Annotated in this window: 13 protein-coding genes, 1 tRNA gene, 1 other RNA gene and 1 other annotated feature; of the genes, 4 read left to right on the forward strand and 11 right to left on the reverse strand. The window is 40.0% G+C overall.

Annotated features, from left to right (window positions below; all coding sequences use genetic code 11):
* Window positions 1–334 precede the first annotated feature (334 nt).
* The 7 genes from ACFX4L_RS23560 to tadA form a co-directional block, all read right to left on the reverse strand.
* Entirely contained in the window at window positions 335–598 is a 264-nt protein-coding gene (locus ACFX4L_RS23560) for a pro-sigmaK processing inhibitor BofA family protein (protein ID WP_061440309.1), read from the reverse strand.
* Between the two features lie 113 nt (window positions 599–711).
* A complete protein-coding gene (locus ACFX4L_RS23565) occupies window positions 712–930 on the reverse strand; it encodes a YaaL family protein (RefSeq protein WP_061440308.1) in 219 nt (72 codons plus the stop codon).
* Between the two features lie 20 nt (window positions 931–950).
* Window positions 951–1547 (reverse strand): recombination mediator RecR, encoded by a 597-nt coding sequence (gene recR, locus ACFX4L_RS23570; RefSeq protein ID WP_061440307.1) that lies wholly within the window; start codon window positions 1545–1547, stop codon window positions 951–953.
* A gap of 60 nt (window positions 1548–1607) precedes the next feature.
* Window positions 1608–1925, reverse strand: a complete 318-nt coding sequence (locus ACFX4L_RS23575; protein ID WP_053348895.1) for a YbaB/EbfC family nucleoid-associated protein — start codon at window positions 1923–1925, stop codon at window positions 1608–1610.
* 21 nt (window positions 1926–1946) lie between these two features.
* Entirely contained in the window at window positions 1947–3635 is a 1689-nt protein-coding gene (gene dnaX, locus ACFX4L_RS23580; protein ID WP_284469100.1) for a DNA polymerase III subunit gamma/tau, read from the reverse strand.
* A 181-nt stretch (window positions 3636–3816) separates the two neighbouring features.
* An RNA gene (gene ffs, locus ACFX4L_RS23585) (signal recognition particle sRNA large type) lies at window positions 3817–4081 on the reverse strand.
* Between the two features lie 147 nt (window positions 4082–4228).
* On the reverse strand, window positions 4229–4735 hold the full coding sequence (gene tadA, locus ACFX4L_RS23590; protein ID WP_284469101.1) for a tRNA adenosine(34) deaminase TadA: 507 nt from the start codon (window positions 4733–4735) through the stop codon (window positions 4229–4231).
* A 139-nt stretch (window positions 4736–4874) separates the two neighbouring features.
* On the opposite strand from tadA, the gene ACFX4L_RS23595 reads away from it, so the two are divergent.
* The 3 genes from ACFX4L_RS23595 to ACFX4L_RS23605 all read left to right on the forward strand — a co-directional run bounded on the left by ACFX4L_RS23595 (window position 4875) and on the right by ACFX4L_RS23605 (window position 6911).
* Window positions 4875–5420, forward strand: a complete 546-nt coding sequence (locus ACFX4L_RS23595) for a cysteine hydrolase family protein (protein ID WP_377387129.1) — start codon at window positions 4875–4877, stop codon at window positions 5418–5420.
* A 182-nt stretch (window positions 5421–5602) separates the two neighbouring features.
* The gene (locus ACFX4L_RS23600; protein WP_089365026.1) at window positions 5603–6262 is read left to right on the forward strand and encodes a deoxynucleoside kinase; all 660 of its coding nucleotides are present in this window, start codon (window positions 5603–5605) and stop codon (window positions 6260–6262) included.
* Window positions 6240–6911, forward strand: coding sequence for a deoxynucleoside kinase (locus tag ACFX4L_RS23605; RefSeq protein ID WP_377387132.1), 672 nt, complete (start codon window positions 6240–6242; stop codon window positions 6909–6911). Before ACFX4L_RS23600 ends, ACFX4L_RS23605 begins: the two co-directional genes overlap by 23 nt.
* 121 nt (window positions 6912–7032) lie before the next feature.
* On the opposite strand, the gene ACFX4L_RS23610 is transcribed toward ACFX4L_RS23605, so the two are convergent.
* The 4 genes from ACFX4L_RS23610 to guaB all read right to left on the reverse strand — a co-directional run bounded on the left by ACFX4L_RS23610 (window position 7033) and on the right by guaB (window position 11854).
* Window positions 7033–7125: transfer RNA gene (locus ACFX4L_RS23610), tRNA-Ser, on the reverse strand.
* A gap of 137 nt (window positions 7126–7262) precedes the next feature.
* Window positions 7263–8540 (reverse strand): serine--tRNA ligase, encoded by a 1278-nt coding sequence (gene serS / locus ACFX4L_RS23615; protein ID WP_377387135.1) that lies wholly within the window; start codon window positions 8538–8540, stop codon window positions 7263–7265.
* Between the two features lie 62 nt (window positions 8541–8602).
* Window positions 8603–8828: a binding site (T-box leader), on the reverse strand.
* A 69-nt stretch (window positions 8829–8897) separates the two neighbouring features.
* Window positions 8898–10217, reverse strand: a complete 1320-nt coding sequence (locus ACFX4L_RS23620; protein ID WP_260399085.1) for a D-alanyl-D-alanine carboxypeptidase family protein — start codon at window positions 10215–10217, stop codon at window positions 8898–8900.
* A 173-nt stretch (window positions 10218–10390) separates the two neighbouring features.
* Window positions 10391–11854: an IMP dehydrogenase gene (guaB, locus tag ACFX4L_RS23625; protein ID WP_089365025.1), complete on the reverse strand. Its 1464-nt coding sequence runs from the start codon at window positions 11852–11854 to the stop codon at window positions 10391–10393.
* Window positions 11855–11966: 112 nt separating this feature from the next.
* On the opposite strand from guaB, the gene ACFX4L_RS23630 reads away from it, so the two are divergent.
* On the forward strand, window positions 11967–12932 hold the full coding sequence (locus tag ACFX4L_RS23630) for a YaaC family protein (protein WP_377406414.1): 966 nt from the start codon (window positions 11967–11969) through the stop codon (window positions 12930–12932).
* Window positions 12933–13051 lie beyond the last annotated feature (119 nt).

Consider the following 13051-nt stretch of genomic DNA (forward strand, 5'->3'; position numbering starts at 1 on the left):
CTCATTTGCTTTTTTGATAGTGTGTGCTCACTTAAAATTTAACGTTGGCGCTTTGTTTTGTTCAGTTTTCAAAGAGCGATTCTTCGTCGTTACTTCGTAAGCGACTTTATTATCTTATCATCAACTCATTCTAATGTCAATATTTATTTCACATTTTTTTGATTGAGTATTTATGATGTCGTTATTGGCGACTCCTAATATATTATCAGGTTGTTCTTTTTTCGTCAATGGTTTATTTACATATTTTTTAAAAAAACTAAATGAACGATAACATGATAAAAACCTCAAGGAGTTTCCATGAGGTTTTTCAGAGTAACATCGACGCTAATGCCTTTTAAATGACCCAATAGCCAATGGCCGCCAAAGCTGCAACTCCTGGTATTCCAAGCAGGCCGGCGACTGCTGAGGTAACAGGGTTGATGGGTACATGAATGCCCGCTTGATTCCCAAGTGTATTCAAAAAGAACAAAAAGGCTGCACCGATAATGATCTTTATAATCCCCTGCCCTATAAACCGGACGGGTCTTAATGGCGCCCCTATAATGAGGAGCATTAAAATCAGGCCGCCAACTACGGCAACAAAGACAACTGGTTCCAAAATCATTCCTCCCCGCAAGCTTGTACTTCACTTATATGAAGAGATCTTTGGATTAAGAACTCAAACAAAAAATGGCTATGAAGAAAATGCATTCCTTCACAGCCATCTACTTATCATCTTTTTATGCGGACATTCCTTCTTTTAACTTCCCTGAATAAGTAGAAATATTTCACTTCCGCCAGTCTTGTTTGGGCGATTACTTCCTCAGATGGATCAACGCTTTTTTCAAGTAATGATTTTTGATTATGCCAATTCCATTTCAAATGTTCAAGATCTTCGATTAATGACTCATTAAATTCATTTCGAAGTTTCTTTTTTTTACGAAAGAACAAGTGAAGTCCTCCCAGCTATCTTATATTTCTCTTCTTCCTTCAATTGCTTTTGATAGCGTCACTTCATCCGCATACTCCAAATCTCCGCCAACAGGAAGTCCGTGGGCAATTCGGGTCACTTTAATCCCTGACGGTCTTAGCAACCGCGAAATATACATGGCTGTCGCTTCACCTTCAATGTTAGGATTAGTAGCCAAAATGACCTCCTGCACTGTTTCATCTTGCAGGCGTTTTAATAAATCAGGAATGTTTATATCTTCTGGACCAATTCCGTCCATCGGTGAAATACTGCCATGCAGTACATGGTATAAACCATTGAACTCTCGCATCTTTTCCATAGCTATTACATCTTTCGGGTCCTGAACCACACAAATCAAACTTCTGTCCCTCTTTTGATCTTCGCAGATATAACAGGGATCTTGATCTGTAATATGACCACAGACTGAACAATACATAAGATTCCGTTTAGCATTCACAAGTGCTTTTGCAAAATCCAAAACAGTATCTTCCTTCATGCTTAGTACATGGAAGGCTAATCGAGCAGCCGTTTTAGGCCCAATCCCCGGCAATTTCATAAAACTGTCAATGAGCTTGGAAATTGGTTCTGGATAATGCATCAAATTCCCCCTAAAAATCCCAAAAGAAACCTCCTGAAAGGAAGTTTCTTTTGAACTTGCTTAAAACATACCCGGAAGGTTCATTCCCTTAGTGAATTGTCCCATCGTTTGGTTTGTCAGTTCTTCCGCCTTTTTCAAAGCATCGTTAGTTGCAGCCAGGACTAAATCCTGAAGCATATCGATATCATCCGGATCGACAACTTCCGGTTTGATGATTACATCAACTATTTCTTTATGGCCTGTCACGATGACCGTTACCATTCCGCCGCCAGCAGTGCCTTCAATCTTTTTTTCACCTAATTCTTCTTGTGCCTCTGCCATCTTCTTTTGCATTTTTTGCATTTGTTTCATCATATTTTGCATATTACCGCCGCGCATACCCATTTTCCTTACCTCCAATTATTCTTTAATTTCAAGTAGATCATCGCCGACTAATTTTCTAGCCTCTGCTATAAAGGGGTCTTCTTCTTTTGATTCCGTTTCTTCTGGACCGTCGAACTGCTGTGTTGAAATGAAGTCCTCCCGCAACCTTTGCCACTGGCTCTCCGGAACACCAGCTATCTCCATACGGTGCCCGGTCAATTGCTGCATGATCGAGGCCATCACTTCCACGAAACGGTTATTTTCCATTGCCATTTGACAATGAATATCATATTTGAATTTTACCACAAAAGCTTCAGTTGACGCAGCAACAGGTTCTGCCTCCGTTAATAAAGCTGCCAATGACTTTTGGTTTTGCTGACCTAACTGTTCAAGCACTTCTCCCCACTTACTTTTCACTACATTAAGATCTGGCTTTGTAGCTTGTTTCAAAACTTGATTGATCTTTCCTGCAGGTGCTTTATATGCCTTTTTAATGGCCCTTTGTGCTTTCGCCTGCTCTGCAGGTTTTTCTGTCATTGCTGCCGGAATGCCATTTTTATGCATTTCCATTAATTTCTTCTCTAAATCATCTATTTTCTGCTGCATCTGTTTAAGCTGCCCATCATCCATTTGATTTGACCTTTGCTCATTACATAATTTCACAAGTGCCACTTCAAGGAAAATCCTTGGATGATTTGTCCATTTCATATCCTGCTGTGTTTGATTGAAGCTTTCAATAATGGAGTAAATCGATTCAGAAGAGATGACTTCTGCCAATTCTTTAAATTGGGGATCTATCAATACACGCTCGAAGGATTCTGCCAGGGCTGGTGCAGTTTGATACAAAAGCATGTCACGGAAATAATAAATCATGTCTTCTATGAACCTAGCCGGATCTTTTCCCATAGCTAGCAATTCTTCAAGGACTTCAAGTGCCACCGCTACTTCTTTATCATATATAGCCTTTGCCAACCTGCTTAAAAATGCCTGCGAAACAGAACCGGTGACAGTCAATGCATCTTCCACGGAAACCGTCTCCGAACTGAAGGAAATCGCTTGATCAAGAAGGCTTAGTGCATCTCGCATCCCGCCTTCTGCTGCCCTCGCAATGATATGCAGAGCTTGTTCATCACATGAAACACCTGTTTCTGCAATAATCTGTGACATCCTGCCAACAATATCTTGAGGCTGAATTCTTTTAAAATCAAACCTTTGGCAACGGGAGATGATCGTTAGTGGAATCTTATGAGGTTCTGTCGTCGCCAATATAAAAATTACGTGCTTCGGAGGTTCTTCCAATGTCTTTAAAAGCGCATTGAAAGCGCCTTGTGAAAGCATATGTACCTCATCAATGATATAAACTTTATATGTAACCGCGTTCGGTGCATATTTGACCTTATCACGAATGTCACGGATTTCCTCGACACCATTATTGGATGCTGCATCAATTTCTATAACATCTGATATGGAGCCATCAGTGATTCCGCGGCAAGTAGCACATTCGTTACAGGGCTCACTTGTCGGGGCATGCTCACAATTCACTGCTTTTGCTAGAATTTTGGCAGCACTTGTTTTCCCTGTCCCGCGTGGACCGGAAAATAAATAGGCATGTGAAACCTTCTGCCCGACCAAGGCATTCTGCAGCGTTTTCGTTACATGTTCTTGCCCAACTACATCAATGAATTGTTGTGGCCGCCATACCCGGTATAATGCTTGATACCCCACGGAAATCCCTCCTTTTTTCTCCATCTTGTTTATTATACATTACTGATTTCCTTAATTTCAAAGTCTAAAAGGAAATTTTATGATTGCCTCATTGTTTTCAAAAAACCAAGCAGTTTACCTTCTTGGCATAAAAAAAAACCCACCCGATACGAATGAGTTTTTTGTTTATGTAAAATAACTGCCGTGCACCTTCTGTCGATTAGCAACCATAAGCGTTACTTAAGCAGTTAGCTCGGCCCAGGCAACCCTGCGGCACATGAGAACTTCCACTTAATGCTGCTTCCTTCCGGACCTGACATGGTTCATGGAGTCCCATTGCGCAGGACCCGGGCGTCAACACCACTTACTTAAGGCAGGCCCTACAGAATGCTAACCTCGAGAAGGGATTCAACCTCGCTAGAGCGGATTGCGAGTACAGGGCACCGCTACCTCCCCGTCTAGCACGGCAAATGTAATACCAATTTCGCAGCGTCATGTCGACGCATAATTCATTATACTAAGGTAACAAAAAAAACGCAAGTGTTGTTCATGGACAGTTTGATTCCAAATTTATCAAATGAAGCTAAGCCTCATCTTCAACATTCGTTTTTCACCTATTTATTTTCTTCGATAATCTTGAGTGCTCTCTCTCTTTTCAAATTTTTCTTTTTATTCCTAAGCTCTTTAAAAAAAGAAGTCAATATCCAACCGCACTCTTCCCCTAATACACCGCTCGTTACTTCACATTGATGGTTGAAGCGTTCATCTCGAAGTAAATCCATAAATGTCCCTGCACATCCAGCCTTTGGATCGTGCGCTCCAAAAACAACCCGCCTTACCCTCGATTGTAAAATGGCACCTGCACACATGGGACAAGGTTCCAACGTTACATATAACGTCGCATCCTCAAGGCGCCAGCTGCCTGTAGCACGACAAGCCTCATTGATCGCAAGTAGCTCTGCATGTGCCGTCGCATTCTGTTCTGTTTCCCTTAGGTTATGCCCCGTCGAAATAACTTGGTCATCTATTACGATTAAAGCGCCAATCGGCACTTCATTCAATGCCTGCGCCTTTTTAGCTTCCTTCAAGGCCAAATTCATGTAAAAAACATCATCCTTCATAAAAAAACCCCCTCAAATTAAGTAGGAGTAAACAGACAAATATAAGACAAAATAAAGGTCATACTACTTATTCTAATGAATAGTAACGCAAGCTGCATATGTGCTGCAAGTAAATTCTCACAATGAAGGAGTATATACCATGAATCGACCTAAATCGCCTTCTTTCGCCTTGCTTATCATTGATATGATCAATGATTTTGATTTCAAACACGGGAATATGCTCCTTGAACATACGAAGCTTATCATCGATCCGATTTTGAAATTAAAAAAGCAAATGCAAGAAAAGGGCTTTCCAATCATTTATATCAATGACCATTATGATTTATGGCAGGCTGACTTCGATAAAATAATTGATACCTGTAAAAATGAAAAAAATGGCCCATTAATTGAAACGATAAAACCACAACAAGACGAGTTCTTTCTCATCAAGCCGAAGCATTCTGCATTTTATGGGACCGCCCTCAACACATTACTCAAACGATTAAAAGTGGAAACCCTGATCATTACTGGTATAGCCGGTAACATCTGCGTCCTATTCACGGCCAACGATGCCTATATGCGGGAATATCAATTATGGATACCCGAGGATTGCATCGCTTCAGCATCAAAGGAAGATAATCATTATGCATTAAAGATGATGAACCATGTTCTTAAGGCATCCATTAAAAAGAGTGTGGACATTTAAGGTATTCACCAGAACAAGGCATTCCCCACCATATCCCCCTGTTACACACTCTTTCATTCTCCTTCATTAGCAAACTGACAAAAATATCACTTAAGTCCTAAGTCTGTGATACAATATCTCTTGGCTGAAACCTAATAAACTGGGAATTTCAGCTTGATACCTCATGAAGGAGGACAGATTGGATGAAATCCACCCCATTTATCACTGTCGAAGGTCCAATCGGCGTGGGAAAAACATCACTTGCAAAAGCTATCGCAGAGCATTTTCAATTTTCGTTATTAAGGGAAATTGTAGATGAAAATCCATTTCTAGGAAAATTCTACAACAATATTGATGAGTGGAGCTTTCAAACAGAAATGTTTTTTCTATGTAACCGTTATAAACAATTGGAAGATATCGAAAAAAAGTATCTTACTAATGACCAAGCCGTGGTGGCTGATTACCATATATTCAAGAACTTGATATTTGCTGAACGAACCCTAAAAAACGAACAATACAATAAATACCTTGAAATATTCAATATTTTAACACGGGATATGCCAAAACCTAATATGGTCATTTATTTAAACGCAAGTCTTGATACTCTGATCTCCCGCATCGGTAGAAGAGGCCGTGATTTCGAAAAAAATATATCTTCCATTTATTTAGAGCAATTATCCGCAGATTACCAAATATTCATGGAAACGTTTGAAAAACGGCACCCTGACATACCTGTGCTTACATTCAACGGAGATGAACTGGATTTCGTCGGCAACAAGGATGATTTGAAAACGATAATCACCCAAATAGAGAATGCCCTGCAAAAAGGAGTAAAGTCAAATGAACTTACGAAAGAAATATAATATTCCAAACAACGCCGTCATTACGATAGCAGGGACGGTTGGCGTAGGAAAATCGACCATGACCAATGCATTAGCCGATGCCCTTCAATTCAGGACATCCTTTGAAAAGGTTGATACGAACCCCTACCTGGATAAGTTTTACGATGATTTTAATCGTTGGAGTTTCCATCTGCAAATCTATTTCCTCGCTGAACGTTTTAAAGAGCAAAAAAAAATCTTTGAATATGGCGGCGGTTTTATCCAAGACCGTTCCATTTATGAAGACACTGGAATATTTGCAAAAATGCATCATGAAAAAGGTACGATGAACGATGTGGACTACGAAACTTACACAAGCCTTTTTAACGCCATGGTAATGACGCCATACTTCCCGCACCCTGATTTACTTATCTATCTCGAAGGCTCACTGGACGATATCCTCGAACGTATCCAAGAGCGTGGCCGTCCGATGGAACAGCATACCCCAATTGAATATTGGCAGGAGATGCACGGCCGTTATGAAGAATGGATTGATCAATTTAATGCCTGTCCTGTCCTTCGATTGAATATAAATGAATATGACCTTATGCAGGATGAAGCAAGTATCGAACCTCTTATAAAACGGATTGCCGAATATATGGAGCAAACCAAGTTGTTACGAAATATGTAAAACAAAAAAACCACCGGTTATCCGGTGGTTTTTCAATATATTAGAAAACAAAAATTCCGTTACATCTCTGTAACGGAATTCATCGATATCCAATTTATGCGCTGTGGTTATTAATAAGTTATGGAGGAGGTAGAGGGATTCGAACCCCCGCGGGATTTGACTCCCCTGTCGGTTTTCAAGACCGATCCCTTCAGCCGAACTTGGGTATACCTCCGTATCAACATTTATTATAATACATTGAATTAAAATCAAAGTCAAGCAGTCTAGAAAGTTTTTTGAAATAATTTTTAAACTTAGATAAAAAGGAGAATCAGCTTCTTTTATCAGAAGCTGATTCCTTTTTTCTTTAACTTACGGTTTAATGACCTCCGCACCGCGCATATATGGTCGTAATACTTCAGGAATGATAACACTGCCATCTTCCTGTTGATAATTTTCCAAAAGCGCCGCGACTGTACGGCCGATTGCCAAACCTGATCCATTTAGAGTATGGACGTGTTCCGGTTTTCCTTTTGCATCACGTCGGAAGCGGATATTGGCCCTTCTAGCCTGGAATGCTTCAAAGTTACTGCAAGAAGAAATTTCACGATACGTTCCATAACTCGGGATCCAAACCTCGATATCATACTTTTTAGCAGCAGTGAAACCAAGATCTCCCGTACACATGCTTAGTACTCGATATGGAAGACCTAGCAATTGAAGGACCTTTTCGGCATGACCCGTGAGGTTTTCCAATTCCCCATAAGAATCTTCCGGCTTTACAAACTTCACTAATTCAACCTTATTGAACTGGTGCTGGCGAATTAACCCGCGGGTATCACGACCGGCAGAACCTGCCTCTGATCGGAAAGAAGCGCTGTATGCCGCATAACTTATCGGCAGATCATCCATGCTCATGATTTCATCACGATGGAAATTTGTCACAGGCACTTCAGCCGTAGGAATCAAGAAGTAATCTTCACTTTCAATACGGAAGGCATCCTCCTCGAATTTAGGTAACTGACCTGTGCCAGTCATGCTTGCACGGTTCACCATATATGGAGGCAGCATTTCTTCATATCCGTGTTCTTCAACATGAAGATCCAACATAAAGCTAATTAAAGCACGCTCTAACCGTGCACCTAGACCCCTATAAAATACAAATCGGCTTCCGGTAACTTTTGCTGCCCGTTCAAAATCCAGGATGCCTAAATCTCCAGCTACATCCCAGTGTGGTTTTGGTTCAAATTTGAATACCGGCAATTCCCCCCATTTACGGATTTCAACATTATCGTCTTCCGTTTCACCAACTGGGACACTTTCATGCGGAATATTAGGAATGGAAAGAAGTAATGTTCCTAAGCGGGCTTCCACTTCACGAAGCTCATCATCGAATCCTTTGATTTGATCTCCAACTTCACGCATTTCGGCAATCAACTGGTCAGCATCCTTTTTCTCCCGTTTCAATACCGCCACTTGCTGTGAAACTTCATTCCTTTTGCTTTTCAACTTTTCCGTATCGGCAATCAAGGTTCGACGCTTCAAATCAAGCTCTTCAAATTTACCTAAATCAGTTAGATCTTCTCCTCTGAATTGCAGTACACGTTTTACTTCTTCAAAATTATTTCTTACATATTTCAAATCCAACATTTCCAGTTCCTCCTTAATATCTGATGATTTTTCCAAGAACGCAAAAAACTCCCGTCCCCTGAAGAAGGGACGAGAGTTAACCCGCGTTGCCACCCTAGTTGAAGACATATGAAAAATGTCTACCACTTATCACGATAACGGCTTTTAACCGAAAGTACTTACTGACCCCATAAGGCTTTCCATACTCTGCTCCAGGAGGGATTCACAAGATTCTCACACCGATTTCCACCAGCCATCGGCTCTCTATAGAAAGAAATTCTTGTTACTATATCCTGTCATTGCTTTCTTATATAATCAGATTGTTTTCCATAATGTACTATAATTTTATACATTACGCAACCGTTTTATACACGAAACTTAAAACCAGCCTTTAACTGTAGAAGCTACACTGCTCCATACATCACCAAAGAATCCGCCAACCGCACGCATTGATAATACGAACCAGTTTGCCTTTTCAACAGACTCAGCAGCTACGACGTTAACCTTCACTGGATCGCCGTTAATGTACCCGTAATCTTCGCCGTTTTTAGGAGTGACTGTGATATATCCAAGCTTTTCACCTTTTTTGATTGGTGCAGTCAACTTACCATCATCATTCAATTTGTTTTTATCGATCACTAAATCTGTTTTATAGTTATCTTTCTCACCATTTTCAACAAGTAGCTCGATCGCTTTTTCAGATTGAACCTTAACACTTTTTTCCTTACCTTTTACTACTGAAAGTGTTTCTTTCCCTTTCACTTGGTAATTGGCTGGAAGTACTTTTTCTTTTTTGAAGGTTGCATAAGCGTAGTTCATCAGCTTAGTGCTATCCGCAAAACGTTCAGTTTTACTAGTGGACTTCATAACCACCGTGATATAGCGTTGGCCATCCCGGATAACCGTCCCTGTATGACCATAACCGGCATAGTCAGTAGATCCCGTTTTAAGTCCATCTACGCCTTTATATTCAAATATCAGGCCAGGCAACATCCAGTTGAAGTTCGAATACTCTTTTCCATCACGGAACTTCAATTTAGGAATACTCGCAATTTTTAATACTTCCGGATAATCGTTTATTAGACGATAAGCAAGAAGAGCAGTATCTTTTGCTGTCATGATATTTTCTTCATCTGCTTTACCAGTAGGGTATTGCCCTAATAAATCGGAGTTATTCAAACCGCTGGCATTAACGAATTTATGGTTTTTCAAGCCTAATTTCGTTGCTTTTTCATTCATTAATTTAACAAAACTCTTTTCACTTCCGGAAATCAATTGTGCTAAAGCTACCGTTGCCGCATTTCCAGAATAGACAGCCATGGCTTGATATAGTTCTTTAACTGTGTAATCTTCACCTTCTGTTAACCCAACATTCGACAAATGCGGTGCTTTTGAAAGATCATGCACGTATTTATTTATTTTAACTTTTTGATCCCAACTGATTTTCCCATTTTTGATTGACTCCATTATGATGTATTCAGTCATCATTTTTGACATGGATGCAATCCCTAATACTTCATCGGCATTTTTTTCATACACGATTTGTCCTGTTTTACCATCAATGATGATGGCTGCCTCTGCTTTTAAACCTAAATTATCAGATTCAGCAACAGCTTCCCCCGGTTGATAGGCAAATTGCGACATAACAAGAGCAAAGACAAAAGTGAAAATGAGGGTAATCTTGCTGATTTTTTTCAATTTCCAATACCTCCAACTTTTAAGCTAATCTCTATAACAAAGAAGAAACTTTATGTGATTCCCTTGACACCTTGTATATTTTATCACAGAAAAAATAAAAAAAATAGACAGAGTAATCGTAGACTCTGTCTATTTTAACAATAAATTTTAATGACGATTATATGTTAATTTCATTACATTGAATAATTCGGTGCTTCTTTTGTAATTTGGACATCATGAGGATGACTCTCTCTTAACCCGGCACCAGTCATTTTGACAAATTGAGAGTTTTCTCTCAAATCTTCCAATGTGGCTGTTCCGCAATATCCCATACCTGAACGAATGCCGCCAATCAGTTGGAAAATGGTATCTGAAAGAGGTCCTTTGTATGGAAGGCGCCCTTCGATGCCTTCCGGTACGAATTTCTTGTTATCTTCTTGGAAGTAACGATCCTTAGATCCCTTTTCCATCGCTGCAACAGAACCCATACCCCGATATACTTTAAAACGGCGACCTTGGAAAATTTCCGTTTCACCTGGGCTTTCAGTTACACCGGCAAGCATACTTCCAAGCATTACTGCATGTCCGCCTGCAGCTAGAGCTTTAACGATATCACCAGAGTATTTAATTCCGCCATCAGCGATGATCGTTTTACCATATTTCCTTGCTTCTGTCGCACAATCGAAGACTGCCGTGATTTGAGGAACTCCTACACCGGCTACAACCCTTGTCGTACAGATTGACCCTGGTCCGATTCCCACTTTCACTACATCAGCTCCCGCTTCAATCAATGCTTTCGTTCCTTCAGCTGTAGCCACGTTACCAGCGATGATCGTCAATTCAGGATATGCCTCGCTGATTTCCTTTACCATTTCAAGGACGCCCGCTGAATGACCGTGAGCAGTATCAAGCACAATTGCATCGACTTGGGACTTAACAAGCATTTCTACACGCTTCAATGTATCTTTAGTCACACCAACAGCAGCACCTGCAAGTAACCTTCCTTGCTTATCTTTCGCCGAGTTCGGGAACTCAATGACTTTCTCGATGTCCTTGATTGTAATAAGTCCTTTAAGAACACCATTATCGTCTACAAGGGGAAGCTTTTCAATTTTGTATTTTTGAAGAATCTTTTCTGCTTGTTCCAAGTTAGTTCCCACTGGAGCTGTGACCAGATTCTCTATAGTCATGACACTGGAAATCTTCAAAGAAAAATCGGAAATAAATCGCAAATCACGGTTTGTAATAATACCCACAAGTTTTCGATCCTCTAAATTGTTGACAACAGGCACACCCGAAATGCGATATTTACCCATTAAATGCTCTGCATCAAATACTTGGTGATCTGGCGTTAAGAAAAATGGATCGTTAATAACACCGCTTTCTGAACGTTTTACTTTATCCACCAGTTCAGCTTGTGCCTCAATAGACATATTTTTATGGATAATACCCAATCCGCCTTGACGAGCCATGGCAATTGCCATCTCAGCTTCTGTAACGGTATCCATTCCTGCACTGATGATAGGAAGGTTGAGCTTTAAATTTTCAGCTAAGCTGACTTGAAGGTTAACATCTTTCGGCAAAACCTCTGATTTCGCTGGAATTAATAGGACATCATCAAAGGTTAAACCTTCTTTTGCAAATTTATTTTCCCACATTATTTTCCCCTCCTGCTTAAAAATATTATTTGTAGGTTATCAATAGGACATACTACTGTCAAGAAGAGAAATAAATGTTTGATAATTCTATTAATTCGGAGGAGAGGCTGCAATGCCTGAAAACAATGATAATTTCGATAAATATACCCCTTTTTTTTCCGCATCTTCCTCACAACTTTTTTTACAAAAATGTTATATGCGTGAAAAAATAGAAGATGCAGAAATGAAAAGTTACGAAAACTGCTATCCATTTATATACCATCTTGAACATGGTAAAACATATTATAATCAGGCTGCCATAGCTCCACTTTCCATACAGCCAATCCTAATATTTTATGGATTCGCCCAATTGTTAAAGGCCTGCCTGCTCACTATTGATCCTAACTATCCTGAATCAACTTCGGTACTTGCCCATGGGGTAACTACAAGAAAAAGAAAAAAACAACAATACGAATTTTTAAAGGACGAAGTAAAAACGCAAAAGAATGGACTTCTCACCTGCATTGCCGAGAAATTATTTCATATCAAGCATCTGGAAGGTGAAAAATTTTCTATGGGGACGCTATTGAAGGAAATACCAGATATGCAAAACTTTACATGGCCCATTCCCCAGAAAAATTTCGCCGCCCTGTCACCCTCTTCGGATGGTTTTCAACTACCCTCAGCCATATTGGATAGCTATCAAATGTCCAGCAGTCGATTGGAAGAATTTTTAAAATCCAAAACGAATCAAGTTTTCAGTATTTCAGAAGCTCCTCGAACACTAACTTTAAAAGCAGATAGCGTACTAATTCATAATGCTTCTTCTCCAATACGATATAACATGGCAGAAGGACAGTTCATGCTATCACTCAATAAAGATTCGTCAGCTTTTTCGTTACCTGAACTTTTAATCCATTATTTGATTTCTTATAACCTTAGTATAATAGCTCGTTATGAAACAGAATGGTGGGCAGAGCTGATGAAAACAATGCCCAATGATGATTACCCTTGCATTGTGCAATTCCTTAAAATAAGCCAAGTTAAGGTGCCCTTTTTAATATTGGAATGGATTAAGTCCAAAAGGTTCAACTTTTGATCCTTCTAACTACCAACCGTGGTTGATCTGTCCTGGAACCCGAAAAAAGACCAGCCGGATGGCTGATCTTTTAAATGGCTTGGCGGCGTCCTACTCTCACAGGGGGAAACCCCCAACTA

This window comes from Peribacillus sp. YIM B13482 (assembly GCF_042787975.1).
Taxonomy (GTDB): Bacteria; Bacillota; Bacilli; order Bacillales; family DSM-1321; genus Peribacillus; species Peribacillus simplex_A.

What these genes read in the sequence shown, in the direction of transcription:
- recR (WP_061440307.1), bottom strand. Translation starts at nt 1,547, where the DNA reads ATGCATTATCCAGAACCAATTTCCAAGCTCATTGACAGTTTTATGAAA.
- ACFX4L_RS23575 (WP_053348895.1), bottom strand. Translation starts at nt 1,925, where the DNA reads ATGCGCGGCGGTAATATGCAAAATATGATGAAACAAATGCAAAAAATG.
- tadA (WP_284469101.1), bottom strand. Translation starts at nt 4,735, where the DNA reads ATGAAGGATGATGTTTTTTACATGAATTTGGCCTTGAAGGAAGCTAAA.
- ACFX4L_RS23595 (WP_377387129.1), top strand. Translation starts at nt 4,875, where the DNA reads ATGAATCGACCTAAATCGCCTTCTTTCGCCTTGCTTATCATTGATATG.
- ACFX4L_RS23600 (WP_089365026.1), top strand. Translation starts at nt 5,603, where the DNA reads ATGAAATCCACCCCATTTATCACTGTCGAAGGTCCAATCGGCGTGGGA.
- ACFX4L_RS23605 (WP_377387132.1), top strand. Translation starts at nt 6,240, where the DNA reads ATGAACTTACGAAAGAAATATAATATTCCAAACAACGCCGTCATTACG.
- serS (WP_377387135.1), bottom strand. Translation starts at nt 8,540, where the DNA reads ATGTTGGATTTGAAATATGTAAGAAATAATTTTGAAGAAGTAAAACGT.
- guaB (WP_089365025.1), bottom strand. Translation starts at nt 11,854, where the DNA reads ATGTGGGAAAATAAATTTGCAAAAGAAGGTTTAACCTTTGATGATGTC.
- ACFX4L_RS23630 (WP_377406414.1), top strand. Translation starts at nt 11,967, where the DNA reads ATGCCTGAAAACAATGATAATTTCGATAAATATACCCCTTTTTTTTCC.